This is a genomic window from Massilia agri, assembly GCF_024753255.1.
In the GTDB taxonomy this organism is placed as follows: Bacteria; Pseudomonadota; Gammaproteobacteria; order Burkholderiales; family Burkholderiaceae_D; genus Telluria; species Telluria agri.
In genome coordinates this window covers 1-25072 of sequence record NZ_JANUHA010000004.1, presented here as the reverse complement: position 1 = coordinate 25072, position 25072 = coordinate 1, and the positions used below count along the sequence as shown (strand labels likewise).

Genomic DNA, 25072 nt, shown 5'->3' with positions numbered 1-25072 from the left:
CTTACCGCATTCCGGCATGGGTTTGTCCAGCTGTTTGATGCCTGGGAGTACAATGCAGCCTCTGCATTCCTCGATGTCTTCCCATGATTGATTTTGCTTGGCTCGGCGCGGCTGCCTTCACCGCCGGCCTGGTCGACGCCGTCGTTGGCGGCGGCGGCCTGATCCAGATTCCCGCCATCTTCTCCGTCCTTCCGAAAGAAGTTCCCGCGACCCTGCTGGGCACCAACAAGTTCGCCAGCATCTTCGGTACCAGCGCTGCGGCAGTGAATTACGCCCGGCGCGTGCGGGTGGCGTGGAGCACGGCGGCGCCTGCCGCTGTGGCCGCTTTTATCCTGTCCTTCGTCGGCGCCTGGACGGTGACGCGCGTGCCGGCGGACTTTGTACGTACGCTGCTGCCCATCGTCCTCGTGGCCGTGGCTGTCTATACCTTCAAAAAGAAGGATCTCGGCGCCGTCCATGCGCCGGTGCATAGCGGACTGGCCGAACGGTACTGGGCCATCGGTATTGGCGCTGCGATCGGATTTTATGACGGCTTCTTCGGTCCGGGCACGGGCAGCTTCCTGATCTTCCTTTTCGTACGCTTCTTCGGCTTCGACTTCCTCGGCGCATCGGCGGCAGCGAAGATCGTGAACGTCGCCTGCAACTTCTCGGCCTTGCTCTGGTTCGGCTACAGCGGCCATATCCTGTGGCAGCTCGGCCTGATGATGGCGGTGTGCCAGGTTGCCGGCTCGCTGATCGGTACGAAGCTGGCGCTGAAGCATGGTAGCGCTTTCGTCCGCAAACTGTTCCTGGTTGTGGTCTCGGCCTTGATCCTCAAGACTGCTTACGATGCCTTCAGCAAGATAGGTTGGTGACGTTCCACGTGAAACAATGAAGCCGGGCTCGCCCGGCTTTTTTGTTTTTGTTCCACGTGAAACATTCACAAGAATGTCGGCAACTATGTTCCACGTGGAACAAAATCTGTCGTTTTCGGGCCGCTGAAGAGTCCTGCAAGAAAAAGAATCTATAATCGCGCATTAGTCTCCTCGCACCACTCCTCATCATGCTATTTCCTACTGAATTCGACGTCATCGTCGTCGGCGGCGGCCATGCCGGTGCCGAGGCTGCACTCGCGTCCGCACGCACAGGTCAGAAGACCCTGCTGCTGACCCATAACATCGAAACGCTGGGCGCCATGTCCTGCAACCCGTCGATCGGTGGCATCGGCAAGGGCCACCTGGTCAAGGAAGTCGACGCCCTCGGCGGCGCCATGGCCATCGCTACGGACGAGTCCGGCATCCAGTTCCGCATCCTGAACTCCTCGAAAGGCCCTGCCGTGCGCGCCACCCGCGCGCAGGCTGACCGTGTCTTGTACAAGGCCGCGATCCGTTCGCGTATCGAAAACCAGCCGAACCTGTGGCTGTTCCAGCAGGCGGTGGACGACCTGATGGTGGAGGGCGACCGCGTGGTCGGCGCCGTCACCCAGGTCGGCCTGCGCTTCCGCGCCCGCGCCGTGGTGCTGACTGCCGGTACTTTCCTCGACGGGAAGATCCACGTCGGCCTGCAGAATTACTCGGGTGGCCGCGCCGGTGACCCGCCGGCCCTGTCGCTGTCAAGCCGCCTGAAGGAACTGAAACTGCCGCAAGGCCGCCTGAAAACCGGCACGCCGCCGCGCATCGACGGCCGCAGCATCGACTTCTCTGTGTTGGCCGAACAGCCGGGCGACCTCGATCCGGTACCGGTGTTTTCGGTCATGGGCAATGCCGCCATGCACCCGCGCCAGGTGCCGTGCTGGGTCACGCACACCAACGAGAAGACCCACGACATCATCCGCAATGGCCTCGACCGCAGCCCGATGTACACCGGCGTCATCGAAGGCGTGGGCCCGCGTTACTGCCCTTCGATCGAGGACAAGATCCACCGCTTCGCCTCGAAAGAGTCGCACCAGATCTTCCTGGAGCCGGAAGGCCTCACGACCAACGAGTTCTACCCGAACGGGATCTCGACCAGCCTGCCGTTCGACGTGCAGCTGGAACTGGTGCGCTCGATGCGCGGCCTGGAGAACGCTTTCATCCTGCGTCCAGGCTATGCGATCGAGTACGACTATTTCGACCCGCGCGGCCTGAAGGCTTCGCTCGAAACCAAGACGATCAAGGGCCTGTTCTTCGCCGGCCAGATCAACGGCACCACCGGCTACGAGGAAGCCGCGGCCCAGGGCCTGCTCGCCGGCCTGAACGCCGCGCTGCAGACCAAGGGCGAGGAAGCCTGGACCCCGGGCCGCTCGGAAGCCTACCTCGGCGTGCTGGTCGACGACCTGACCACGCAAGGCGTGGCCGAGCCTTACCGCATGTTCACCAGCCGCGCGGAATACCGCCTGTCGCTGCGTGAGGACAATGCCGACATGCGCCTGACGGAAATCGGCCGCAAGCTGGGCATCGTGGGCGACGCCCAGTGGGCTGCTTTCGAGACCAAGCGCGAAGCCATCGCCCGGGAACTCGAGCGCCTGCGTTCGACCTGGGTGAATCCGCGTATCCTGGCTGCCGCGGAATCCGAACGTGTGGTGGGGCAGGCCCTCGAGCGTGAGTACAACCTGGCCGACCTGCTGCGCCGCCCCGGAGTGCAGTACGACACCCTGATGACCATGACGGGCATGGAGGGGCAGCCCCTGGCCGGCCCCGGCGTGGAAGACCCGGCGGTGAAGGAACAGATCGAGATCCAGCTGAAGTACGCGGGCTACATCAACCGCCAGGCGCGCGAAGTGGAGCGTCACGACCACTACGAGAACCTGAAGCTGCCGGAAAACCTGAACTACCTGGAGATCCAGGCCCTGTCGATCGAGGTGCGCCAGAAGCTCGACAAGCAGCGTCCGGAGACGCTGGGCCAGGCCTCGCGCATCTCGGGCGTGACCCCGGCGGCGATCTCGCTGCTGCTGGTGCACCTCAAAAAACGCGGCGCGAAGGGCTTCACCAATGCTCCAGCGGAGGCGGCCGAATGAGGGGTTTCGACCGCGCCGCCCTGGCGCACGTGCTGGCCGATGGAATTGCCGAGATGAAGCTGGACGTGCCGGCAGCCCAGCAGGAAAAGCTGATGGATTACCTGGCGCTGATGAGCAAGTGGAACGGCGTCTACAACCTGACTTCGCTGCGCGACCCGATGCAGATGGTGACCCACCACCTGCTGGATTCGCTCGCCGCGGTGCCGGCCTTCGTGGACGCCCATAACGTGCTGGACGTCGGGGCAGGGGGCGGATTGCCGGGCATCGTGCTGGCGATTACCAGGCCAGGCATGAAAGTGTCGATGATCGACACCGTACACAAGAAAACGGCCTTCCTGAAGCAGGTGAAGGCCGAGCTGGAGCTTTCCAACGTCACCGTGCACACGATGAAAGTGCAGGACCTCGAGGTGAGTGACAAATTCGACGTCATCACCTCGCGGGCTTTCGCGGACCTGAGCGATTTCCTGAACTGGTCCGGACACCTTCTGGCGGAAGGCGGCAAATTCATTGCGCTGAAAGGCACGGCGCCGGCGGAAGAACAGGAGCGGATCCCGACGGAGTGGCGAATCACCGGTTTGCAGCCCTTGCAGGTTCCAAGGCTGGGAGCGGAGCGCCACCTGGTTTTCGTGGAACGATCCGCATAAACAGAATAAATAGAATAAATCGTATAAACAGTTTATATCGTTTATAAAATACGAATCGTTAAAATGGTTTGTACGATATGAACGATATATTGCCTTGTTGCTGATTCCAACGGATAGGAATAGATGGCGAAGATTTTTTGCGTAGCGAACCAGAAGGGTGGCGTCGGCAAGACCACCACCTCCGTGAACCTGTCGGCCGGCCTGGCGAAGCTCGAGCAGCGCGTGCTGCTGGTGGACCTCGACCCGCAGGGCAATGCCACCATGGGCGCCGGCATCAACAAGGCGACGCTCGCCAGCTCGATCTACCAGGTGCTGCTTGGCGAGTCCGACGTGGCGAGCGCGAAGGTGCGTTCGGAAGCGGGGCGCTTCGACGTGCTGCCCGCCAACCGCGAGCTGGCCGGCGCCGAGGTCGAGATGGTCTCGCTGGAGAACCGCGAACGCCGCCTGAAGGATGCCCTGGCCCTGGTCGACAAGGACTACGATTTCATCCTGATCGACTGCCCGCCTGCGCTGTCGCTGCTGACGTTGAACGGCCTGTGCTCGGCGCACGGCGTCATCATTCCGATGCAGTGCGAGTACTACGCGCTCGAGGGCCTGTCCGACCTGGTCAACACGATCAAGAAGGTACACGCCAACCTGAACACCGACCTGCGCATCATCGGCCTCTTGCGGGTGATGTTCGATCCGCGCATGACGCTCTCGCAGCAGGTCTCGGGACAGCTGGAACAGCACTTCGGCGACAAGGTCTTCAAGACCATCATCCCGCGCAACGTGCGCCTGGCCGAAGCGCCCTCGTATGGCATCCCCGGCGTCGTGTTCGATCCCTCGTCCAAGGGCGCCCAGGCGTACATCGCCTTCGGCGCCGAAATGGTCGAACGCATCAAGACTATGTAATCAAGAAAGCTGACACAGAAATGGCAACCAAGAAATTGAAAGGGCTCGGCCGCGGGCTCGACGCACTCCTCGGCGGCGACAGCCAGCCGGCGCAAAGCACCGCTCCCTCCTCGCTGCCGGTGACGCAGATCCAGGCCGGCAAATACCAGCCGCGCACCCGCATGGACGAAACCTCGCTCAGCGAGCTGGCCGCCTCCATCAAGACCCAGGGCATCATGCAGCCGGTGCTGGTGCGGCCGCTGGGGGAGGGCGCTCCCGTGCCCTACGAGATCATTGCCGGCGAGCGCCGCTTCCGCGCGGCCCAGATGGCCGGCCTGGAAGAGATCCCGGTCCTCGTGCGCGAAGTCGACGACCAGTCGGCCGCCGCCATGGCCCTGATCGAGAACATCCAGCGCGAAGACCTGAATCCGCTCGAAGAGGCCCAGGGCATCCAGCGCCTGATCAACGATTTCGATTTCACCCACGAGCAGGCGGCCACCGCGGTCGGCCGCTCGCGCAGCGCGGTGTCGAACCTGCTGCGCCTGATCAACCTGGCCCAGCCGGTCCAGACCATGCTGATGGCCGGCGACATCGACATGGGACATGCCCGCGCCTTGCTCGCCGTCGACAGCGCGAACCAGATCACGCTGGCGAACCAGGTGATCGCCAAACGCCTGTCGGTGCGCGAGACCGAGAAGCTGGTCGCCCGCGCCCTCGAGGAACAGGCCAGCCCGGCCGCCACCGCCCGCGCCAAGGAAAAGCCCGGCGACATCGTCCGCCTGGAAGAAGAGCTGTCGGACAAGCTGGCCACGCCAGTGATGTTCAAGATGGGCGCCAAAGGCAAGGGCCAGCTCATCATCGACTTTGCCGACCTCGACATCCTGGACGGCGTGCTGGCCCGCCTGCGCGCCTGAGATTTAACGTTTTTCGTAGGGTGGGCGAGTCCCTCGCCCACGCGTTCAACCGACGTATGCATGCCACGGCACCACAACTCAGCCGCGGTTTGAACGCGCGGCCGGCAGAGCCGACCACCCTACTGACCCTTCGGTTAAGTAGTTGAAAATATGGAGATTTTGTCATTCTCCATGTTGCTTCCATCACATCTTTACGCAGCAGTTATAAGCGCGGAATCGTTTGACTCGCGTCCGTATAACCACTTATAATCCCGCTGATTCATGTAATTACCACATCGTTAACCATCCAAGTGCGCCAGCGCGAAACTACAAAAATATGCTGCGCATCGTCTCCCTGCAATTGATGGCCACGGTAGTCGCAGGCGTCATCGCCGCACTACTGGGGGGATGGTCTGCGATGTTTTCGGCAGTACTGGGCGGTTTGTGTTGTGTAGTGCCCAACGGCATCATGGCAGTAAGACTGTTCGCCAATGCGCATCGCGCGGGCGGCGCCAGTCCTGCAACATTCTTCATCTGGGAATTTGTAAAGATCATATTGACGGTCGCGCTCCTGTTCGCGACCGCCAAGCTGTACCACGATCTGAACTGGCTGGCGCTGTTCGCCGGGTTCGTCGTGGCGCTGAAAAGTTACATCATCTTATTATTTAGGCACTGACATGACGAGTCCAAGCGTAGAAGGCGTCGCAGCAGCAGGATCGCACGCCAACCCGACCCCATCGGAGTACATCACCCACCACCTGGGCCACCTGTCGAACAAGCACCAGGATTTCGTGGTCGACTTCAGTGTCGTCAACTACGACACCATCTTCTGGTCCGTCCTGATGGGCGTGCTCGGCTGCCTGTTCATGTGGATGGCCGCCCGTAAAGCCACCTCGGGCGTGCCGGGCCGTTTCCAGGCTGCCGTCGAGATGCTGGTCGAAATGGTCGAAGACCAGTCGAAGTCGATCGTCCACGGCGACCGCAGCTTCATCGCTCCGCTGGCGCTGACCGTCTTCGTCTGGGTCGCCCTGATGAACTCGCTGGACTTCCTGCCAGTCGACATGTTCGCCAAAGGCTTCGAATGGCTGGGCCTGACCGACGTCTTCCCGTATCACCGCGTGGTCCCGACCGCTGACCTGAACGGCACCATCGGCATCTCGCTGGGCGTGCTCTGCCTGATGCTCTACTACGGCATCAAGATCAAGGGCCTGGGCGGCTTCATCCACGAACTGTTCGCAGCCCCGTTCGGCATCTACATGGCGCCGTTCAACCTGCTCCTGAACATCATCGAATATGCAGCAAAAATGGTGTCGCTCGGTATGCGACTGTTCGGCAATATGTACGCCGGTGAGCTGCTGTTCCTCTTGATCGCTCTGCTGGGCTCGACCGCTACCGTCTTCGGTTTCGTTGGTCAGGTGATTGCCGGCTCGATTTGGGCGATCTTCCACATCCTGATCGTGTTCCTGCAGGCATTCATCTTCATGATGCTGACGCTGGTGTATATCGGTCAGGCCCATGAAGGCCACTGATCGGCGCCGCAAGCATCGAACAGATAGTGGTTGTAAAGAAGTTGTAGTTTTTAATCTAGTTTTTAAATTAACTTTTGGAGTTACACATGACTGACCTTTCTTTTGTTGCACTGGCTTGCGGTTTGATCATCGGCCTGGGCGCTATCGGTGCTTGCATCGGTATCGCAATCATGGGCGGTAAGTACCTGGAAGCTTCTGCACGTCAGCCAGAACTGATGAACACCCTGCAGACCAAGATGTTCCTGCTGGCTGGTCTGATCGACGCGGCATTCCTGATCGGCGTCGGTATCGCCATGCTGTTCGTCTTCGCACGTCCGTTCAGCTAATCAAGCACGCGCTTGACCTGAAGAGCCGAACCAGTCCTGGTTCGGCATCCGTGTTTCTGTAAGAAGGATAAAACCGTGAACCTTAACGCAACTCTGTTTGCCCAGTTCGCTGTCTTCTTCATCCTGGCGCTGTTCACGATGAAATTCGTGTGGCCGCCGCTGATGAAAGCGCTCGACGAGCGCGCCGAGAGGATTGCGAACGGCCTCGCCGCTGCTGACCGTGGCAAGGCTGACCTGGCTGCCGCTGAAAAGCGCGTCCAGGCCGAAATGGCTGGCGCCCGTGACGAAGTCCAGAAGCGCATCGCCGACGCTGAAAAGCGCGCTGCCCAGATCATCGAAGCAGCCAAGGCCACCGCCGCCGAAGAAGCCGCCCGCATCGTAGCAAGCGCCAACGCAGACGCCGAGCAGCAAGTGAACCGCGCCCGCGAAGAACTGCGTGGCCAGGTCGCCGCACTGGCAGTGCAAGGCGCCGAGCAGATCCTGAAGCGTGAAGTGAACGCAGCGGCCCACGCCGACCTGCTGTCGAAACTGTCGACCGAGCTCTGATCATGGCTGAACTCGCAACCGTCGCCCGCCCTTACGCCGAAGCGCTGTACCGTGTCGCCCAGTCGGGCGACGTGGCCGCCTGGTCGGCCGTCACTGCCGAACTGGGCCAGATTGGCGCCAATCCGGACGTGCAGGCTTTCGCCAGCAACCCGAACGTCACGCACGCCCAGCTGGCCGACACGATTGCGTCCCTGGTCAAGTCGCCGCTGAACGCTGAAGCGAAGAACTTTATCGCGATGCTGGCCGAAAACGGCCGCGTCAACCTGCTGCCCGAAATCGCCGCCCAGTTCGCGGCACTGAAGAACGCCAACGAAGGTGCCGCCGATGCGGAGATCTTCAGCGCCTTCGAGATCTCGGGTGACCAGCTGGCCCAGCTGGTCGCTACGCTGGAAAAGAAATTTGGCCGCAAGCTGAACCCAACGGTAACAGTGGATCCTTCGCTGATCGGTGGTGTGCGCGTGGTCGTCGGCGACGAAGTGCTCGATACCTCGGTACGCGCCAAGCTGCAACAGATGCATGTTGCGCTGGTCTCGTAATCGATAGCATCGATAGACACTCGCCGGCCACAGCGCCCTTGCCCTACGCATCAAAAACATTTGGAGTTAGCACTCATGCAACTTAATTCTTCTGAAATCAGCGAACTGATCAAGAGCCGCATCCAGGGTCTGGAAGGTTCGGCTGAAGTTCGCAATCAAGGCACGGTGATCTCCGTCGCCGACGGTATCTGCCGCATCCATGGTCTGTCGGACGTGATGCAGGGCGAGATGCTGGAATTCCCTGGCAACACCTTCGGCCTGGCGATGAACCTCGAGCGCGACTCCGTCGGCGCCGTCATCCTGGGCGCCTACGAGCACATCTCGGAAGGCGATACCGTCAAGACCACCGGCCGCATCCTGGAAGTGCCGATCGGTCCGGAACTGCGTGGCCGCGTGGTCAACGCACTGGGCCAGCCGATCGACGGCAAGGGTCCGATCGCGACCAGCCTGACCGCGCCGATCGAAAAGATCGCTCCGGGCGTTATCGCCCGTGAATCGGTCTCGCAGCCGATGCAGACCGGTATCAAGTCGATCGACGCGATGGTGCCGATCGGCCGTGGCCAGCGCGAGCTGATCATCGGCGACCGCCAGACCGGTAAATCGGCTGTCGCTGTCGACGCGATCATCAACCAGAAGGGCCAGGGCGTCACCTGCGTGTACGTCGCAATCGGCCAGAAGGCATCGACCATCAAGAACATCGTCCGCTCGCTGGAACAGCACGGCGCGATGGAGTACACCATCGTTGTCGCCGCTTCCGCTTCGGAATCGGCTGCGATGCAGTACATCTCGGCCTACTCGGGCTGCGCCATGGGCGAATACTTCCGCGACCGCGGCGAAGACGCGCTGATCGTCTATGACGACCTGTCGAAGCAAGCCGTTGCTTACCGCCAGATCTCGCTGCTGCTGCGCCGTCCGCCGGGCCGCGAAGCCTACCCGGGTGACGTGTTCTACCTGCACAGCCGTCTGCTCGAGCGCGCAGCCCGCGTGAACGCCGACTACGTCGAGAAGTTCACTAATGGCGCCGTCACCGGCAAGACCGGTTCGCTGACCGCACTGCCGATCATCGAAACCCAGGCAGGCGACGTCTCGGCCTTCGTGCCGACCAACGTGATTTCGATTACCGACGGCCAGATCTTCCTGGAGACCTCGCTGTTCAACGCCGGTATCCGTCCTGCGATCAACGCCGGTATCTCGGTGTCGCGCGTCGGTGGCGCCGCCCAGACCAAGGTCATCAAGGGCCTGTCGGGCGGTATCCGTACCGACCTGGCGCAGTACCGTGAACTGGCTGCGTTCGCGCAGTTCGCATCGGACCTGGACGAATCGACCCGCAAGCAGCTGGACCGCGGCGCGCGCGTGACCGAGCTGCTGAAGCAGCCGCAGTTCTCGCCGCTGTCGACCTCGCTGATGGCCGCATCGCTGTTCGCCGTCAACAAAGGCTACCTGGACGACATCGACGTCAAGAAAGTGCTCCCGTTCGAACACGGCCTGCACAACTTCCTGAAGTCGAGCCACGCTGCCCTGCTGTCGAAGATCGACGAAACCAAGCAACTGGACAAGGACGGCGAAGCTGCGCTGGCCGCCGCCATTGCTGATTTCAAGAAATCCGGCGCATATTAATCGTCAAGCTGGCGCTGCCCGAGGGCGGCGCCGGTGCGCGGAAGGAGTAAGGACTCATGGCAGTAGGCAAAGAGATTCGTGGCAAGATCAAGAGCGTAGAGAATACGAAGAAGATCACCAAGGCGATGGAAATGGTCGCCGCATCGAAAATGCGCAAGGCGCAGGACCGCATGCGCGCCGCCCGTCCCTACAGTGAGAAGGTTCGTAGCATCACCGCAAATCTTGCGGGCGCAAACCCGGAGTACACCCACGCATTCATGGCGCAAGCCAAGGATGTGCAGGCGAAAGCCGTCGGCTTCATCGTCGTCACGACCGACAAGGGTCTGTGCGGCGGCATGAACACCAACGTGCTGCGCCAGGTGACCCAGAAGGCACGCGAAGTGGAGCAGGCAGGCAATCGCGTCGAGGCAGTCGCCATCGGCAACAAGGGCCTGGGTTTCCTGAACCGCATGGGCATGAAGCTGGTCTCGCAAGCGACCCAGCTCGGCGACACCCCGCACCTGGACAAGCTGATCGGTCCGGTCAAAGTGATGCTGGACGCGTACCAGGAAGGCAAGCTCGACGCTGTCTACCTGTGCTACACCAAGTTCATCAACACGATGAAGCAGGAACCGATGGTCGAGCAGCTGCTGCCGCTGCCGGCAAAGCACCTGGAAAAGGATGCGGGCGGTATCAGCTGGGACTACATCTACGAACCGGAAGCACAGGTCGTCATCGACGAACTGCTGGTGCGTTACGTGGAAGCGCTGGTGTACCAGGCGGTTGCAGAAAACCTGGCGTCCGAGCAATCGGCGCGCATGGTCGCGATGAAGGCCGCGAGCGATAACGCCGGCAGTGTCATCAGCGACCTGAAGCTGGTCTACAACAAGACCCGCCAGGCAGCGATTACCAAAGAACTCTCCGAGATCGTGTCGGGCGCCGCAGCGGTTTAATCGCTGCCCCTCTTGATCAAGCATACAAGAATTTAACTATATCTGAAGGAACGAAAATGGCTGATGGCAAAATCGTTCAGTGTATCGGCGCAGTGGTTGACGTGGAATTCCCGCGTAACGCCATGCCGAAAGTGTACGACGCACTGAAAATGGAAGGTTCGGAACTGACCCTGGAAGTTCAGCAGCAGCTGGGCGACGGCGTGGTCCGTACCATTGCTCTGGGCAGCTCGGAAGGCCTGCGTCGCGGCATGATCATCCAGAACACCGGCAACCCGATCATGGTCCCGGTCGGCACCCCGACCCTGGGCCGCATCATGGACGTGCTGGGCAACCCGATCGACGAATGCGGTCCGGTCAGCCACGAGCGCATGGCTTCGATCCACCGCGAAGCACCGGCCTACGACGAACTGTCGCCGTCGACCGACCTGCTGGAAACCGGCATCAAGGTGATCGACCTGGTCTGCCCGTTCGCAAAAGGCGGCAAGGTCGGCCTGTTCGGCGGCGCCGGCGTCGGCAAGACCGTCAACATGATGGAACTGATCAACAACATCGCAAAAGCGCACTCGGGTCTGTCCGTGTTCGCCGGCGTGGGTGAGCGTACCCGTGAAGGTAACGACTTCTACCACGAGATGGCGGACGCCAAGGTCGTCGACCTGGAAAACCCGACCAACTCGAAAGTGGCGATGGTCTATGGCCAGATGAACGAACCGCCGGGCAACCGTCTGCGCGTCGCGCTGACCGGCCTGACCATGGCGGAAGCGTTCCGTGACGAAGGCAAGGACGTTCTGTTCTTCGTCGACAACATCTACCGCTACACCCTGGCCGGTACCGAAGTGTCGGCACTGCTGGGCCGTATGCCGTCGGCGGTGGGTTACCAGCCGACCCTGGCCGAAGAAATGGGCCGCCTGCAAGAGCGCATCACCTCGACCAAGACCGGCTCGATCACCTCGATCCAGGCCGTGTACGTCCCTGCGGACGACTTGACCGACCCGTCGCCGGCAACCACCTTCGCCCACCTGGACTCGACCGTCGTTCTGTCGCGTGACATCGCTTCGCTGGGTATCTACCCGGCAGTGGATCCGCTCGACTCGACCTCGCGCCAGCTGGACCCGCTGGTCGTCGGTGAAGAGCACTACAACACCGCGCGCGCCGTGCAGGGCACCCTGCAGCGCTACAAGGAACTGCGCGACATCATCGCGATTCTGGGCATGGACGAACTGGCGCCGGAAGACAAGCTGGTCGTCGCTCGTGCACGTAAGATGCAGCGTTTCCTGTCGCAGCCGTTCCACGTCGCTGAAGTGTTCACCGGCTCGCCGGGCAAGTACGTTTCGCTGAAAGACACGATCAAGGGCTTCAAGATGATCGCATCGGGCGAACTGGACCACCTGCCGGAGCAGGCCTTCTACATGGTCGGCACCATCGAGGAAGCAATCGAAAAGGCCAAGAAGCTGGCTGCCTAAGCCAACTTCCTTACCTTTCACCTGAAGGACAGACATGGCAAACACGATTCAAGTGGACGTGGTCTCGGCCGAAGAGCAGATCTTCTCCGGCCTGGCCGAATTCGTCGCACTGCCGGGTGAAGCGGGTGAGCTGGGTATCTACCCACGCCACACCCCCCTCATCACGCGCATCAGGCCAGGTGCCGTCCGCATCCAGAAGGCTGGTGGCGGCGAAGAGTTCGTCTTCGTCGCAGGCGGTATCCTCGAAGTGCAGCCGAATGGCGTGACCGTGCTGGCCGACACCGCGATCCGCGGTGGCGACCTGGACGAAGCGAAGGCACTGGAAGCAAAGAAGCAGGCCGAAGAGCTGATGCTGAACAAGGAATCGAAGATCGACTACGCGAAAGCTCAGGCCGAAATGGCCGCGGCGATCGCGCAGCTGGCGGCGATCCAGAAGCTGCGTTCGAAGGGACGTTGATTCATACGTCCGCGTTTGCGGCGCATCCGCTTTCGCGGAAAGAGAAAGGCAGCCTGCGGGCTGCCTTTTTTATTGGCAATTGTTTTGCCTCAAGTTTTAGCAGTGCGGGAATGTGGCACACCGTTAGCTGGCGCACGCGTGCATGCGGCGATCCGGCTTAGTATCGTTTCTCCAGCATGCGAGACATCGGTCCGGATCATGGCACTCCCTCCAGAACCCCCTGAGCAGCACGCCGCCGCAGCCGAAGCGCCGTTCGGCCAGACCCTCTACCGCTTCCTCTTTTTCGACTGGCTGTTCCGCGACGTGAGCCGGGCGCGCGACCTCTACGAGCGCCATGCCGCGCGCGAGCACAACCGCCGCATGAGCCGCTACCTGCCGGTCTATATGCGGCGCTGGTCGGTGCTGGCGGGTTTCGACTTCGCGCTCGGCTTCCTGTTCGAACGGGTGCTGTCGGCCACCATGCTCTCCGCCCTGTTCTTCACCGGATCCTGCGTCACGCTCACCGGCATCGTCGTGATGACGGTGACCTGGCTGTTCCTGAGCAGCGCCAGGCTGTCCTGAGCGTGTCCCGTTCGCCCCCGCCGGGCGACCACTCGCCCCATCCAGGCGACCACCGGTCGGCTTCCGATTGCGGCCCCGGGGGCCGCGCAAATACAGTCGGCACTCCAAAACAAGAAAGGAGTCCCGACCATGATCATCCGCACCGCCGTCTGCGCCGCCGTGCTGCTCCTGTGCCAGCCGCAGGCCGCCTTTGCCTTTGATGCCCCGCAGGACAAGGCGCCGCTCACACGGCTTGAAAAAGACCTGGCATTCCGCCTGCACGCGACCCTCGCTCCCTACTTCCAGCCGGACGGTCCCGGCGCCGCCGTTATTGTCGTCAAGGACGGCAAGACCCTGCTGCGCACGGCCTACGGCATGGCCGACACATTGAGGGGTGTCAGGATGACGCCGGAAATGGTGCTGCGCATCGGCTCGATGACCAAGCAGTTCACCGCGACCGGCATCCTGCTGCTGGAAGACGAGGGCAAGCTCTCGGTCCAGGACGAGATCACGAAGTATTTGCCGGACTACCCGACCCAGGGGAAGAAAATCACCATCGAACACCTGCTGACCCATACCTCGGGCATTGTCAGCTACACCGGCAGGCCGGGTTTCTCGCAGCGCGCGCCGCAGGACACCACGGTGGCCGCGACGATCGACTCGTTCAAGAACGACCCGATCCAGTTCGAACCGGGGAGCAGCTGGCGCTACAACAACTCGGGCTACTACCTGCTCGGCGCCATCATCGAAAAGGTCTCGGGACAGCCTTACCACCAGTTCGTCGAGCAGCGCATCTTCGTGCCGCTCGGGATGGAGCACACGGCCTACGAAGGTCACGAGCGCGGCAAGTGGCCGGGCGCCGCCGGGCACTCCCCCCTCGACAAAGGTTTCGGCCCGGCCCGGCCGCTCGGCAAGAACCAGTCCTATGCCGCCGGAGAACTGGTGTCGACGGTGGACGACCTGGCGAAATGGGATGCGGCCGTGGGCAGCAAACTGCTCAAGCCGGCCACCTGGCAGCGCGCCTTCACTTCCTATCGCCTGAGCGATGGCAAGGACAGCTACTACGGCTATGGCTGGGAGATGAGCCTGGTTCAGGGAGAACCGGCGGTCGGCCACAGCGGTTCGACCCGGGGCTTCCGCTCCTACGGCCTGCGGATACCGGGCAAGGGCGTATATGTGGCGGTGCTGACCAACAGCGACGCCGGCACGGTGGTCCCCGACGTGGTGACGCGCCGCGCCGCCGCCGTCGCCATCGGCAAGCCCTTCCCGGAATTCAGGGAAGTGGCGCTGGACGCCGCCGCACTGGATGCGGTGGCGGGCGCCTACACCTTCGGAAAGGACACCCAGCGCGTGTTCCGGCGCGACGGCGAGTACCTCTCCCTGCAGCGCCCCGGGCGTGGCCCCCTGGTGCTGAAGGCCATGTCGCCCGACACCTTCTTCGTGCCGGACACGGTCGACTGGTTCGTGTTCCAGCGCGATGCGGCAGGCAAGGTCACCGGCGTGACCTACCACCAGGACGGCCGGGCGCTGGCGCACGTGCGCAGCGGCGACGCGCCGCCGCCGCGCGTGGTGGCGAAGATCAGCGACGCCGCTTTCGATGCGCGCGCGGGACGCTACGAGATCCAGCCCGGGATGGTGTTCGAGCTCTCGCGCGAGGGCGGGCGTTACTTCCTGCAGCCGACCGGGCAGCGCCGCGTCGAGATCTTCCCCCTGAGCGAAGCGCGCTTCTTCTCGCGCGATGTCGATGCCGAAATCGGCTTCGATGGCCAGAACCTCACGTTCACGCAGGGCAGCCGCAACATGGTCGGCCGCAGGCTCTGATCCGCGCAGAAGCGGTTCCGTGCCGCGCGTCCCCCGTTTCGTCGGCCGGGCATGGCAGTGGCCGCCCGGCCGGCCTATCCTGCTCTATTCATGAACAGACGAGGGAAGGGATTCGCCATGCTCCGCACCGTCATCTGCGCCGCCATCCTGCTGGCGCTCCAGGCCCCGCCCGCCTTCGGCGGGGACGCAGGCAAGACCATCGCCGCGCGCATCGACGCGGCAATCGCGCCTTCCTTCCAGGCCGGCGCCCCGGGCGCCACGGTCATCGTGGTCAAGGACGGCAAGACCATCCTGCGCCGCGCCTACGGCATGGCCGACGCCGGCAAGGGCATCGCGATGCGGCCGGACATGGTGCTGCGCCTTGCTTCGATCACCAAGCAGTTCACGGCGGCGGCCATCCTGCTGCTGTCCGAGGAGGGCAGGCTGTCGCTCGACGACGACATCACGCGGCACCTGCCGGACTATCCGGCGCGCGGCAGGCGGATCACCATCGAGCACCTGCTGACCCATACCTCGGGCATCGCGAGTTTCACCAGCAAGCCTGCCGCAGAGGGGCGGTCGCGGCAAGACATGAGCGTGGCCCAGCTGATCGACTCCTTCAAGGACGATCCGCTCGACTTCGAGCCGGGCAGCGAATTTCGCTACAACAATTCGGGCTATGTCCTGCTCGGCGCGATCATCGAGAAGGTGTCCGGCACAGGCTATGCGGACTTCCTCGCGCAGCGCATCTTCGTTCCGCTGGGGATGAAGGACACCGCCTACGAGGGCCATGCGCGTCGCCGGGCCCCGGTCGCGGCGGGCCACAGCCGGACGGAGAAGGGCTACGACTACGCGGCGCCGCTCAGCATGAGCCAGCCCTACGCGGCCGGCGCGCTGGTGTCGACCGTGGACGACCTGGCGCGCTGGGATGCCGCCATTTCCTCCGGCAGCCTCTTGAAATCCGCCAGCTGGCGGCGCGCCTTCACTTCCTGGCGCCTGAACGACGGCAAGCCGACCGGATACGGCTATGGCTGGGAAGTGGGAAAGGTGCAGGGCGAGGCCATGGTGGGCCACGGCGGCGCCATCAATGGCTTCACCGGCTTCGCACTGCGTATCCCGGAGCGCAAGGTCTATGTGGCGGTGCTGAGCAACAGCGACAGCGGGCCGGCCAACCCGCAGCTGGTGGCGCGCAAGGCCGCCGCCGTCGCTCTCGGCAAACCCTACCGCGAGTTCAGGGAAGTGGCGCCGGCGCCCGGCGCGCTGGACGCCGTCGCCGGCAGCTACGACGCCGGCGACGGCGTGCGGCGCGTGTTCAGGCACGCGCGCGAAGGGCTGTTGATGCAGCTGGATGGCCAGCCGCCGGTGCGGCTCAAGGCGGCGTCGAAGGACAGGTTCTTCGTGGCGGGAGGACTGGACTGGTTCGCCTTCGAGCGCGATGCGCGCGGAAAGGTCACGGGCGTGACGCTGCACCGGGAAGGCGAAGCGCTGCGCAACCCGCGCATCGGCGACGCCCCGGCCGGGCGCCGGGCGGTGAAGATCCCGCACGCGGCCTTCGACAGGCATGTCGGCCGCTACCAGCTGCGCCCCGACCTGGTGATCGAGTTCACGCGGGAAGGGGACCGCTACTTCGGCCAGGCCCTGGGCCAGGACAGGCTCGAGATCTTCCCGATGAGCGAGAACGTGTTCTTCTCGGATGCGGCCGACGCCGAGATCGTGTTCGAGGGACAGGGGATGGTGCTCAGGCAGGGAGGCCGCAGCACCCCGGGCCGCAAGCTGTGACTCAGCGGCTTCTCGCCTGCTCGCCGGCCAGGCGCAGCGCGACCTTGTGGCGGAAGTAATCCTCCTTCACATAGCGGTACAGGTTCGCGCCCGGGCACACGGTGTTGTCCGAGTGGTCGCGGTGGCTCCTGATGTCGTCCAGCGAGACCTTGTACTTCGCGGCCAGCATCGCCATCAGCTCGACCACCGCGTCGAGCTGGGCCTGGTTCGGCTCGACTTCCTCGAAATTGCCGACCACCTCGATCAGGGCGTGGCCGCTGGGGTCGTAGTCGGTATTCGTGTCGCCCGCGTAGTCGATATGGCGCGCCTCGTACATGCGGCCGTCCAGGTCGATCACGTAGTGGTAGGGGATGTCGAGCCAGCCCTTGCTCGCGCGCGACCAGCTCTGCAGGCGGCGCAGGTAGGCCTGCGGGTCGGTGCCCGGCTTGAAGGGCTCGCCCTGGTGGTGCAAGGTGATCCGGGTGATGGCGTGGCGCCGCGCTTTCGATGCGTCGGCTGGGGTGCCGCCCCAGGCGCTGACGGGCACGATGGCGCGTTCGACCGAGTTCAGGGGCTCGGCGGCGTGGGCCCACAAGGGCAGCAGGAGGGCGAGGCAGGGCAGGAAAGGGAAGCGCATGGGCGTGATGGAAAGGGACGAAACCGCATCTTTCCACGATTCCGTCAGGCGCGCCAGCGCGTGATGTAAATCTGATAAGCTAAGGGGAACAACCACCACTTTTCGATCATGCGCAGCATTTCCCAGATTCTCAGCGACAGCAAGACCATCGCCATCGTCGGCCTGTCGAACAAGCCCGACCGCGCCAGCAACGAGGTCGCCGCCTACCTGCAGCAGGCCGGCTACCGCATCGTGCCGGTGAACCCGAGCTATGCCGGCGACACCATCCTCGGCGAGACCGTCTACGCCTCGTTGCAGGAAGCGGCCGACGCCCTGGCGGCCGGCGGCCAGCCGATCGACATCGTCGACTGCTTCCGCAAGTCCGAGGACATCCCGCCGATCGCGCGCGAAGCGATCGCCGTGCGCGCCGGCTGCCTGTGGATGCAGCTCGGCGTCGAGAACCAGGCCGCGGCCGACCTGGCGCGCGCAGCCGGGCTCGATGTCGTGCAGGACCATTGCATCAAGATCGAGCACCGCAGCCTGCAAGGCTGAGGATTTTCTACGCAGGCGGCTGCGTTACAATCAGGGCATCGCCACCCTGGAATGCCGCCGCCATGTTCAAGACCTCCGCTTTCCTGCTCGCCGCCATCGCCGCCGCGAGCGTCCACCAGCCTGCCGCCGCCCAGGCAGGAACCGCTCCCCTTGCCACCCGTCCTGCCATGCCGGATGGCCGTACCCCGGCGGCGTGTCCCGCCATCCTGAAGCAGAACTTCAAGCGCCTGCAGGACGACGCGCCGCAGGACCTGTGCCAGTACGCGGGCAAGGTGGTGCTGGTGGTGAACACGGCCAGCTACTGCGGCTTCACCAAGCAGTACGAAGGGCTGGAGAAGCTGTACGCGAAATACGGCGGCCGCGGCCTGGTGGTGCTGGGCTTCCCCTCGAACGACTTCGGCAAGCAGGAGCCGGGCAACTCGAAGGAGATCGCCGACTTCTGCTTCAACACCTATGGCGTGAAGTTCCCGATGTTCGCCAAGAGCGCCGTCACCGGACCGGAAGCCAATCCCCTGCACGCCAGCCTGACGAAAGCCACCGGCCAGGCGCCGAAGTGGAACTTCACCAAGTACCTGATCGGCCGCGACGGCAAGGTGCTGGACTACTTCCCGAGCAAGGTCACGCCGGAAGATCCGGCCCTGGTCGGGAAGATCGAAGCGGCGCTCTGAATAACCTTGATGTGATTGTGGGTATTTGATCCACATCAACGATTTTTTTGCGCTGCATCAATAAGCTTGCCTTCGTCACTGACGACAAAGACGAAAGGCAAGAAAAAGATGAAAGCAATGTTGAAGCATGTGCTGGCGGCGGTCCTCGCCGTCGCTGGTAGCCAGGCCTTGGCACAGGACACGAACTGGCTCGTACGCGCCCGCGCGGTTCATATCGACACCGCCAACGAATCTTCGCCCCTGGCGGGCGCCGGCGCAGCAGACCGCATCCATGTCAGCACGAAGACGATCCCGGAACTGGACGTCTCCTACTTCTTCACGCCGAACCTGGCGGCCGAACTGATCCTGACTTATCCACAGAAGCACGACGTCACCCTCGACGGCCAGCGCATCGGCAGCTTCCGCCACCTGCCGCCGACCTTGACGGCACAGTACCACTTCGCGCCGCAGGCCAGCGTGCGTCCCTATGTCGGAGCGGGCATCAACTACACCCGCATCTCGCGCGTAAAACTGCTCGATGGTGCGGCCGACCTGGAGAAGGACAGCTGGGGCCTGGCGCTGCAGGCCGGCGTCGACGTCAAGCTCGATGCGCGCTGGTCGCTCAATCTGGACGTGAAGAAGGTGAAGCTGCGCAGCGACGTGCTGCTGGGTGGGGCAAGGGCATCGGAAGTGCGGGTCGATCCGCTGCTGGTCGGCGTCGGCGTGGGTTACCGCTTCTGAGGCGGCTTCGATTTACGCTGCGGGTCCGTCGTCGACGATGACGGCGCGCAGCGGCCCGCGCAGGGCATTGCAGACGACGATGTCGTCCGCCTCTTCCAGCATCGCGCGCGTGATCACGCGCTCGCTCGCCTGCCAGGCCGGGGCTTCGAGCAGCACCGCGCGCATCACCCCCGGCAGCAGGCCGCAGGATAGCGGCGGCGTGTACCAGCGGCCCCCGAAGCGCACGAACACATTGCTGCGCCCCCCTTCCGTGAGTTCCCCCCTTTCGTTGAAGAACAGGGCGTCGAAGGCGCCGCGCGCCTCGGCCGCGCGCCAGGCCGCGTCGTAGCGGCTGCGCACGCTCGTCTTGTGGCGCAGGAAGAGGTCGCCCGAGTGGGTGGTCTCGTTCGCCAGCAGCAGCGCCACCGGCTCGTTCAGGGGCTGCAGCGGCGCGGACTGCACCACCATCTTGCCGCCCGGCTGGACGGCCAGGCGCAGGCGGTGCAGCTGGCCGGCGGGGAGGGCCAGGCAGGTTTCGATGAGCAGCGCGCGCGCCTCGCCCGGCTCGAAGGGATAGCCGAAGGTGCGGCAGGAGGCCGCGAGGCGGTCCAGGTGCTGCTCGAGATGGCGGCAGCCGTGTTCCAGGCTGGCGCGCAGGGTCTCGAAGATCTCGAATTCGTTGGGCAGGCTGGTCAGGAAGCGGGCCTTGAGCCGGCATTCGGCGTATTCGGCCGCCGCATCGCTGTCGTGGACGATGCCGGCGCCCACGCCCAGCTCACCGCGCCGCGTGCCGCCCTGGGGCGCGCCCAGGGCCAGGGTGCGGATCGGCACCGACAGGCAGAAATCACCGAAGGCTGCGCCGTCCGCCGGCGGGTCGAACCAGCCGATCGCGCCGGTATAGATGCCGCGCGGCGCCGGCTCCAGCTCGTGGATGATCTCCATCGTGCGGCGTTTCGGCGCCCCCGTGATGGAGCCGCAGGGGTAGAGGGCGGCGAACAGTTCCTCGAGCGTCGCATCCGGGCGCAGGCGCGCCTCGACGGTCGAGGTCATCTGCAGCACGGCGCCATAGCGCTTCACCTCGAACAGGGCCGGCACCCGCACGCTGCCGGTGACGGCAATGCGTCCCAGGTCGTTGCGCAGCAGGTCGACGATCATGAGGTTTTCGGCGCGATTCTTCGGATCCCGGGCCAGGGCCTGGCCGCGCTCGGTGTCGGCCGCATCGTCACCGCTGGCCGGCGCAGTACCTTTCATCGGGCGCGCGGCCAGCATGCCGGCTGCGTGGCGCACGAAAAGCTCGGGAGAGAAGGACAGCAGGGCTTCCCCGTCCGGCAGCGCCACCAGGGCCCCGTAGGGCACGCGCTGGCGCGCCCGCAGGCGCGCGTACAGGGACACCAGCGGGCCATAGGTCTCGAAGCGCAGGCGGTAGGTGTAGTTGACCTGGTAGGTGTCGCCGGCCGCGATATAGTCGCGGATGCGGCCGATCGCTTCGGTGAACGCCGTTTCGTCGACATTGGCGTCGATGCCGGCCACGCCGGCCGGTTCCAGGCTCGCGGCGCGGGTGGCGATCCAGGCCTCGACCTGGCTCGCTTCCATATGCTCGCACTGTTCGAACAGCAGGACCCGGGCCAGCGGACCGCCGATCGGGTGGGCCGGCAGGTCCGCCAGCTGCGCGCCCAGTTCGTAGGACAGGAGCGGCACCGCGTACAGGCCGCGCGCCAGTGCCGCCTGCATGTCTTGCAGCAGCTGCGGCCAGCCGGCGGCGTCCAGGCAAGACAGCGTGCCCGCGTGACGGCTGTACAGGCGCGAGCGCGCTTCGCCTTCGGCGCCGGCGTCGTCGAGCAGTGCGAAGACTTCCTGGGTGTCCATGATGCGTTGGCGGCCGTTTATGCCGCCAGCAGCAGCGAGAGCTGCACGGCCGTGCCTTCGGCCGGATTCTGCTTGAAGCCGCTCTTGGCGAAGCGGTGCCAGCGTCCCGTCACATAGCTCACCAGCAGGCTGGCGCGCGCCGCCACGTCGTCCTCGACGCCGTGGCCCTGGCTGACCGCCACGCGCAAGGCCTGGCGGCAGGCCATCTCGATGCGGTCGTAGAAGCCGTTCATGCGCGATTGCAGGCGCTCGTCCTCGCCCACCAGGGCATCGCCGATCAGGACCCGGGTCATGCCGGGATTGCTGGCGGCGAAACCGAGCAGCATCTGCAGGATGGCGTGGGCCTGGTCGATGCCGCGCTCCTCGCGCTCGGCGATCTGGTTGATCAGGCCGAAGACGCTGGACTCGATGAACTCGATCAGGCCCTCGTACATCTGGGCCTTGCTGGCGAAGTGGCGGTACAGGGCGGCCTCGGATACCGAGAGGCGCGCGGCGAGGGCCGCCGTGGTGATCTTCTCGCCCTTGGGCTGCTCGAGCATCGAGGCCAGGGCCTGGAGGATTTGCAGCTTGCGCTGGCCTGGCTTGGTGCTTGCCATGTGATCCCTAGTGTTTGTTGTTGTATTAGCGTAGACGGTGCAGACGCGCGGGCAACTGCCGCACGGATTTTACTTTGACATCGACGTAGCGGGGGCGTTTCAGGGTCCGCGGCAAGGGGGCACGGCCGATCGGGTCGCTCATCTTCAGGTACTGGGTCACCCACACGGTGCGCAGGCCGAGGCGGCTGGCGCTTTTCAGGTTGGCCAGGGTGTCCTCGACCAGGATGCAGCGGCGCGCCGCCACGCCGTGCTTGCGCAGCAGGCGGCGCAGCATCAGGCTGGACGGCTTGGGACGCAGCTGGCCATGCACGTGCATGTGCTCGATCGCCACGTGGTGGGCGAAGTGGCGGGACAGGCCCAGGTGGCGCATCACGTCCGTCGAGTAGTGGGTCGGTGCATTGGTCAGCAGGATCTTGCGGCCCGGCAGGCGCCGGAGCAGGGTGGCGAGGCCTTTTTCGGCGCGCACCAGCTTGTCGAGCGCGCCCAGGTCGTGGGTCACGTGCAGGAAGTCGGCGCTGCAGACCCCGTGGTGGCGGATCATGCCGAGCAGGGTGGCGCCGTAGCGCTTCCAGTAGCCCAGGCGCGCGGCATCGACCACGGACTGGCTGGCCGGCGTGACGCCATCGCCGAGCACCCGCGCGATATAGGTGTTCATGTTGGCGCTAATCGCCGGAAAGATTGCATGAGATGCGTCATGCAGCGTGTTATCCAGGTCGAATAGCCAGACGGGACTGGGGAGCGTAAGATTTGGCACTTTACTTCAAAGCAACAAGGAGAAAGACAATGCGACGTCCGATTATAGTGGTGTTCTTCAGCCTCTTCCTGATGGCCTTCCAGGCGCTGGCGGGAGAACGGGGGGCGCTCTTCAAGGTCAGCAGCGGCGCCAACGCGCTCTACCTCTACGGCACCGTCCATGCCGGGCGTCCCGACTTCTATCCGCTCGAACCGCGCATTGGTGCGGCAATGGCCGCGGCGCCGACCCTGGCGCTGGAAGTCGATTCGACCGGCGATCAGGCGGCGATGGCCGCCACCATTTTCAAGCATGGCATGTTCCCGGCCGGCACGCCCGGCCTGCCTGGCCTCCCGGCCGAGCGCCGCGCGCGGATCGAAGCCGGCCTCAGGAAGCAGGGCATCGAGCCTGCCATGGTCGCCCAGCTGAAGCCATGGATGCTGGTCGCGACGCTCGCGATGGTCGAAGCCGGAAAGCTCGGCTACGACCCGAAACTGGGCGTCGACGCCCACCTGGCCGGCCTGGCCAAGAGCAGCGGCAAGACCCGCATCACCGAGCTCGAATCGATGGAATACCAGGCGACGCTGTTCAACCGCATGCCGGTCGACGACCAGTGGACGATGCTGGAAGAGGCGCTGAACGACATGGAGTCGGGCCGCCATGCGCGCGAGGCGCGTGAACTGTTCGCGGCCTACGAGGGCGCAGACCAGGCGGCGCTGGACCGGATCGCCAAGCGCCTCGAAGAAGACAATACCGTGGGCGGCAAGTTTACGCGCGAAGTCCTGATGAACGAGCGTAACGGCCCGATGGCGGACAAGATCGTGTCGCTGGTCGGACGCGAAAACAACGCGGTGGTGGCGGTGGGCCTGCTGCACCTGGTCGGCAAGGAAGGCGTGCCGGAACTGCTGCGCAAGCGCGGCGTGAAGGTGGAGCGGGTGTACTAAGCGCTTTGGCAGATCACGCGGACTTGTTCATGAGTGACAAGGCCGCGTGGCGCGCAATTCGAAATACACAGCCGCGTAGCGTCAGCAACACAGGCAAAGCCAGGTGGGTTTGAAAGTACGGGATTTGCTGCAGGAGGGGAGTGGTGCCCTTGACGTGGATTGAACACGTGGCCTCTCCCTTACCAAGGGAGTGCTCTACCACTGAGCTACAAGGGCATTCAGGTCAATTCTTGCGGCGGAAATTTCCGCCACAAAAAATTTAGTGAGACCGGATCATAGTGCCAAAAGCCTGTTCGGTCAAGACTTCCAGCAACAAACTGTGCTCGATGCGGCCATCGATGATGTGCACGGTGTTCACGCCCGACTTGGCCGCGTCCAGTGCCGACGAGATTTTCGGCAGCATACCGCCGGAAATCGTACCGTCCGCGAACATCTCGTCGATCTCGCGCGCCGACAGGTCGGTGACCAGGTTGCCGTTCTTGTCCTGCACGCCGGCGATATTGGTCATCATGATCAGCTTTTCGGCCTTCAGGATCTCGGCGATCTTGCCGGCGACGACGTCGGCATTGATGTTGTAGGCCTGGCCGTCCTGGCCGAAGCCGATCGGCGAGATGATCGGGATGAAGGCGTCGTCCTGCAGCGCTTTCACGACCGCCGGATTGATCGCCTCGATCTCGCCGACGAAACCGATGTCGAGGAATTCGCCCGGCTTTTCCTTGTCCGGCATCGACATGCGGCGTGCGCGGATCAGGCCGCCGTCCTTGCCGGTCAGGCCCACGGCCTGGCCGCCGTAGTGGTTAATCAGCATCACGATGTCCTGCTGGACTTCGCCGCCCAGCACCCACTCGACCACTTCCATGGTCTCTTCGTCGGTAATGCGCATGCCCTGCACGAAGGTGCCTTGCTTGCCGATCTTTTTCAGCGCATTGTCGATCTGCGGACCGCCGCCGTGCACCACGACCGGATTCATGCCCACCAGCTTGAGCAGGATGACGTCGCGTGCGAAGCCGTGCTTCAGGCGTTCGTCGGTCATGGCATTGCCGCCGTACTTGATGACGATGGTCTTGCCGTGGAAATTACGGATGTAGGGAAGCGCCTCGGCCAGGATCTGTGCCTTGATCTGCGGCGATACTTTGGTCAGATCGTTGGGCTGGTCGTCGGTATTCAAGCTGGCAAGAGTAGCGTTCATGAGGGGTCCAAATTAAATGTCGCAAGATTTTAAGGCAACAGCGTAGTCCTTGTGCTGATTATATGGCGTCTTGTTGTATTTTATTGGCCTGATGGCTACGTATCGAAGCAAACTGAACAGGGAGCATGAAGTGAGCGTGTGTATTCGTTGCGGAGGGGAATTCGGCTGCGCCATGCGTGATGGCACTTCCGAGCCCTGCTGGTGCACGGCGCTGCCGCCCGCCGTTCCCGTACCGCTGGAGAAGGTCGGATGCTGGTGTCCGACCTGCCTGCGTGCGCATATTGCCGCAGAGCTGGCAAAGCGTTCTTCGTAGGGTGGTCGGCAGAG

General features: G+C 63.8%; 27 protein-coding genes and 1 tRNA gene. 21 read left to right on the top strand and 7 right to left on the bottom strand.

Going from position 1 to position 25072, the window contains the following annotated elements:
- The first annotated feature begins 83 nt into the window (after window positions 1–83).
- From NX780_RS07155 to NX780_RS07075, 17 genes are all read left to right on the top strand, one after another.
- Window positions 84–854: a sulfite exporter TauE/SafE family protein gene (locus NX780_RS07155; RefSeq protein ID WP_258827176.1), complete on the top strand. Its 771-nt coding sequence runs from the start codon at window positions 84–86 to the stop codon at window positions 852–854.
- A 188-nt stretch (window positions 855–1042) separates the two neighbouring features.
- Window positions 1043–2974, top strand: a complete 1932-nt coding sequence (mnmG, locus tag NX780_RS07150; RefSeq protein WP_258827175.1) for a tRNA uridine-5-carboxymethylaminomethyl(34) synthesis enzyme MnmG — start codon at window positions 1043–1045, stop codon at window positions 2972–2974.
- Window positions 2971–3618, top strand: a complete 648-nt coding sequence (gene rsmG, locus NX780_RS07145; protein WP_258827174.1) for a 16S rRNA (guanine(527)-N(7))-methyltransferase RsmG — start codon at window positions 2971–2973, stop codon at window positions 3616–3618. The genes mnmG and rsmG overlap by 4 nt, the downstream gene beginning before the upstream one ends.
- A gap of 123 nt (window positions 3619–3741) precedes the next feature.
- A complete protein-coding gene (locus NX780_RS07140; RefSeq protein ID WP_258827173.1) occupies window positions 3742–4512 on the top strand; it encodes a ParA family protein in 771 nt (256 codons plus the stop codon).
- A gap of 20 nt (window positions 4513–4532) precedes the next feature.
- Entirely contained in the window at window positions 4533–5405 is an 873-nt protein-coding gene (locus tag NX780_RS07135; protein WP_258827172.1) for a ParB/RepB/Spo0J family partition protein, read from the top strand.
- 316 nt (window positions 5406–5721) lie between these two features.
- The gene (locus NX780_RS07130; protein WP_258827171.1) at window positions 5722–6060 is read left to right on the top strand and encodes an ATP synthase subunit I; all 339 of its coding nucleotides are present in this window, start codon (window positions 5722–5724) and stop codon (window positions 6058–6060) included.
- A 1-nt stretch (window position 6061) separates the two neighbouring features.
- Window positions 6062–6913, top strand: coding sequence for a F0F1 ATP synthase subunit A (atpB, locus tag NX780_RS07125; protein ID WP_258827170.1), 852 nt, complete (start codon window positions 6062–6064; stop codon window positions 6911–6913).
- An 86-nt stretch (window positions 6914–6999) separates the two neighbouring features.
- A complete protein-coding gene (gene atpE / locus NX780_RS07120) occupies window positions 7000–7239 on the top strand; it encodes a F0F1 ATP synthase subunit C (protein WP_056340707.1) in 240 nt (79 codons plus the stop codon).
- 75 nt (window positions 7240–7314) lie between these two features.
- A complete protein-coding gene (locus tag NX780_RS07115; RefSeq protein WP_258827169.1) occupies window positions 7315–7785 on the top strand; it encodes a F0F1 ATP synthase subunit B in 471 nt (156 codons plus the stop codon).
- Window positions 7786–7787: 2 nt separating this feature from the next.
- Window positions 7788–8321 carry a F0F1 ATP synthase subunit delta gene (locus tag NX780_RS07110; protein WP_258827168.1) on the top strand — a complete coding sequence of 178 codons (534 nt, stop codon included), beginning with the start codon at window positions 7788–7790 and terminating at the stop codon, window positions 8319–8321.
- Between the two features lie 75 nt (window positions 8322–8396).
- A complete protein-coding gene (gene atpA / locus NX780_RS07105) occupies window positions 8397–9938 on the top strand; it encodes a F0F1 ATP synthase subunit alpha (RefSeq protein WP_258827167.1) in 1542 nt (513 codons plus the stop codon).
- Between the two features lie 56 nt (window positions 9939–9994).
- Window positions 9995–10870, top strand: a complete 876-nt coding sequence (gene atpG, locus NX780_RS07100) for a F0F1 ATP synthase subunit gamma (protein ID WP_258827166.1) — start codon at window positions 9995–9997, stop codon at window positions 10868–10870.
- A 56-nt stretch (window positions 10871–10926) separates the two neighbouring features.
- Window positions 10927–12330, top strand: a complete 1404-nt coding sequence (gene atpD / locus NX780_RS07095) for a F0F1 ATP synthase subunit beta (protein WP_258827165.1) — start codon at window positions 10927–10929, stop codon at window positions 12328–12330.
- A 34-nt stretch (window positions 12331–12364) separates the two neighbouring features.
- Window positions 12365–12787 carry a F0F1 ATP synthase subunit epsilon gene (locus NX780_RS07090; RefSeq protein ID WP_258827164.1) on the top strand — a complete coding sequence of 141 codons (423 nt, stop codon included), beginning with the start codon at window positions 12365–12367 and terminating at the stop codon, window positions 12785–12787.
- 198 nt (window positions 12788–12985) lie between these two features.
- Window positions 12986–13348, top strand: a complete 363-nt coding sequence (locus NX780_RS07085; protein ID WP_258827163.1) for a hypothetical protein — start codon at window positions 12986–12988, stop codon at window positions 13346–13348.
- A gap of 129 nt (window positions 13349–13477) precedes the next feature.
- Complete coding sequence (locus tag NX780_RS07080; protein WP_258827162.1) at window positions 13478–15148, top strand: serine hydrolase; 1671 nt, start codon at window positions 13478–13480, stop codon at window positions 15146–15148.
- A gap of 117 nt (window positions 15149–15265) precedes the next feature.
- Window positions 15266–16906 (top strand): serine hydrolase, encoded by a 1641-nt coding sequence (locus tag NX780_RS07075; protein WP_258827161.1) that lies wholly within the window; start codon window positions 15266–15268, stop codon window positions 16904–16906.
- Between the two features lies 1 nt (window position 16907).
- On the opposite strand, the gene NX780_RS07070 is transcribed toward NX780_RS07075, so the two are convergent.
- On the bottom strand, window positions 16908–17522 hold the full coding sequence (locus tag NX780_RS07070; RefSeq protein WP_258827160.1) for a peptidoglycan recognition protein family protein: 615 nt from the start codon (window positions 17520–17522) through the stop codon (window positions 16908–16910).
- A gap of 108 nt (window positions 17523–17630) precedes the next feature.
- On the opposite strand from NX780_RS07070, the gene NX780_RS07065 reads away from it, so the two are divergent.
- From NX780_RS07065 to NX780_RS07055, 3 genes are all read left to right on the top strand, one after another.
- Complete coding sequence (locus NX780_RS07065) at window positions 17631–18053, top strand: CoA-binding protein (RefSeq protein ID WP_258827159.1); 423 nt, start codon at window positions 17631–17633, stop codon at window positions 18051–18053.
- 62 nt (window positions 18054–18115) lie between these two features.
- On the top strand, window positions 18116–18721 hold the full coding sequence (locus NX780_RS07060; protein ID WP_258827158.1) for a glutathione peroxidase: 606 nt from the start codon (window positions 18116–18118) through the stop codon (window positions 18719–18721).
- 117 nt (window positions 18722–18838) lie between these two features.
- Entirely contained in the window at window positions 18839–19441 is a 603-nt protein-coding gene (locus NX780_RS07055; RefSeq protein WP_370663590.1) for an OmpW/AlkL family protein, read from the top strand.
- A 12-nt stretch (window positions 19442–19453) separates the two neighbouring features.
- Here the strand turns inward: NX780_RS07055 and pabB are convergent, their stop codons facing one another.
- The 3 genes from pabB to NX780_RS07040 are packed head-to-tail and all read right to left on the bottom strand — an operon-like array spanning window position 19454 to window position 22636.
- Window positions 19454–21286 (bottom strand): aminodeoxychorismate synthase component I, encoded by a 1833-nt coding sequence (gene pabB, locus NX780_RS07050; protein WP_258827156.1) that lies wholly within the window; start codon window positions 21284–21286, stop codon window positions 19454–19456.
- A 17-nt stretch (window positions 21287–21303) separates the two neighbouring features.
- Window positions 21304–21882, bottom strand: a complete 579-nt coding sequence (gene slmA, locus NX780_RS07045) for a nucleoid occlusion factor SlmA (RefSeq protein WP_258827155.1) — start codon at window positions 21880–21882, stop codon at window positions 21304–21306.
- 25 nt (window positions 21883–21907) lie between these two features.
- The gene (locus NX780_RS07040; protein ID WP_258827154.1) at window positions 21908–22636 is read right to left on the bottom strand and encodes an HAD-IA family hydrolase; all 729 of its coding nucleotides are present in this window, start codon (window positions 22634–22636) and stop codon (window positions 21908–21910) included.
- Between the two features lie 29 nt (window positions 22637–22665).
- Between NX780_RS07040 and NX780_RS07035 the strand changes: the two genes are divergently transcribed.
- Window positions 22666–23556 (top strand): TraB/GumN family protein, encoded by an 891-nt coding sequence (locus NX780_RS07035; RefSeq protein WP_258827153.1) that lies wholly within the window; start codon window positions 22666–22668, stop codon window positions 23554–23556.
- 141 nt (window positions 23557–23697) lie between these two features.
- Here NX780_RS07035 and NX780_RS07030 read toward each other — a convergent pair.
- From NX780_RS07030 to NX780_RS25380, 3 genes are all read right to left on the bottom strand, one after another.
- Window positions 23698–23772 (bottom strand) — tRNA-Thr (locus NX780_RS07030).
- 43 nt (window positions 23773–23815) lie between these two features.
- Window positions 23816–24745, bottom strand: coding sequence for an acetylglutamate kinase (gene argB, locus NX780_RS07025; RefSeq protein WP_258827152.1), 930 nt, complete (start codon window positions 24743–24745; stop codon window positions 23816–23818).
- 12 nt (window positions 24746–24757) lie between these two features.
- On the bottom strand, window positions 24758–25072 hold a 315-nt coding region (locus NX780_RS25380), incomplete at its 5' end, for a hypothetical protein (protein ID WP_441294993.1).

What these genes read in the sequence shown, in the direction of transcription:
- NX780_RS07155 (WP_258827176.1), top strand. Translation starts at nt 84, where the DNA reads ATGATTGATTTTGCTTGGCTCGGCGCGGCTGCCTTCACCGCCGGCCTG.
- mnmG (WP_258827175.1), top strand. Translation starts at nt 1,043, where the DNA reads ATGCTATTTCCTACTGAATTCGACGTCATCGTCGTCGGCGGCGGCCAT.
- rsmG (WP_258827174.1), top strand. Translation starts at nt 2,971, where the DNA reads ATGAGGGGTTTCGACCGCGCCGCCCTGGCGCACGTGCTGGCCGATGGA.
- NX780_RS07140 (WP_258827173.1), top strand. Translation starts at nt 3,742, where the DNA reads ATGGCGAAGATTTTTTGCGTAGCGAACCAGAAGGGTGGCGTCGGCAAG.
- NX780_RS07135 (WP_258827172.1), top strand. Translation starts at nt 4,533, where the DNA reads ATGGCAACCAAGAAATTGAAAGGGCTCGGCCGCGGGCTCGACGCACTC.
- NX780_RS07130 (WP_258827171.1), top strand. Translation starts at nt 5,722, where the DNA reads ATGCTGCGCATCGTCTCCCTGCAATTGATGGCCACGGTAGTCGCAGGC.
- atpB (WP_258827170.1), top strand. Translation starts at nt 6,062, where the DNA reads ATGACGAGTCCAAGCGTAGAAGGCGTCGCAGCAGCAGGATCGCACGCC.
- atpE (WP_056340707.1), top strand. Translation starts at nt 7,000, where the DNA reads ATGACTGACCTTTCTTTTGTTGCACTGGCTTGCGGTTTGATCATCGGC.
- NX780_RS07110 (WP_258827168.1), top strand. Translation starts at nt 7,788, where the DNA reads ATGGCTGAACTCGCAACCGTCGCCCGCCCTTACGCCGAAGCGCTGTAC.
- atpA (WP_258827167.1), top strand. Translation starts at nt 8,397, where the DNA reads ATGCAACTTAATTCTTCTGAAATCAGCGAACTGATCAAGAGCCGCATC.
- atpG (WP_258827166.1), top strand. Translation starts at nt 9,995, where the DNA reads ATGGCAGTAGGCAAAGAGATTCGTGGCAAGATCAAGAGCGTAGAGAAT.
- atpD (WP_258827165.1), top strand. Translation starts at nt 10,927, where the DNA reads ATGGCTGATGGCAAAATCGTTCAGTGTATCGGCGCAGTGGTTGACGTG.
- NX780_RS07090 (WP_258827164.1), top strand. Translation starts at nt 12,365, where the DNA reads ATGGCAAACACGATTCAAGTGGACGTGGTCTCGGCCGAAGAGCAGATC.
- NX780_RS07085 (WP_258827163.1), top strand. Translation starts at nt 12,986, where the DNA reads ATGGCACTCCCTCCAGAACCCCCTGAGCAGCACGCCGCCGCAGCCGAA.
- NX780_RS07080 (WP_258827162.1), top strand. Translation starts at nt 13,478, where the DNA reads ATGATCATCCGCACCGCCGTCTGCGCCGCCGTGCTGCTCCTGTGCCAG.
- NX780_RS07075 (WP_258827161.1), top strand. Translation starts at nt 15,266, where the DNA reads ATGCTCCGCACCGTCATCTGCGCCGCCATCCTGCTGGCGCTCCAGGCC.
- NX780_RS07070 (WP_258827160.1), bottom strand. Translation starts at nt 17,522, where the DNA reads ATGCGCTTCCCTTTCCTGCCCTGCCTCGCCCTCCTGCTGCCCTTGTGG.
- NX780_RS07065 (WP_258827159.1), top strand. Translation starts at nt 17,631, where the DNA reads ATGCGCAGCATTTCCCAGATTCTCAGCGACAGCAAGACCATCGCCATC.
- NX780_RS07060 (WP_258827158.1), top strand. Translation starts at nt 18,116, where the DNA reads ATGTTCAAGACCTCCGCTTTCCTGCTCGCCGCCATCGCCGCCGCGAGC.
- NX780_RS07055 (WP_370663590.1), top strand. Translation starts at nt 18,839, where the DNA reads ATGTTGAAGCATGTGCTGGCGGCGGTCCTCGCCGTCGCTGGTAGCCAG.
- pabB (WP_258827156.1), bottom strand. Translation starts at nt 21,286, where the DNA reads ATGGACACCCAGGAAGTCTTCGCACTGCTCGACGACGCCGGCGCCGAA.
- slmA (WP_258827155.1), bottom strand. Translation starts at nt 21,882, where the DNA reads ATGGCAAGCACCAAGCCAGGCCAGCGCAAGCTGCAAATCCTCCAGGCC.
- NX780_RS07035 (WP_258827153.1), top strand. Translation starts at nt 22,666, where the DNA reads ATGCGACGTCCGATTATAGTGGTGTTCTTCAGCCTCTTCCTGATGGCC.
- argB (WP_258827152.1), bottom strand. Translation starts at nt 24,745, where the DNA reads ATGAACGCTACTCTTGCCAGCTTGAATACCGACGACCAGCCCAACGAT.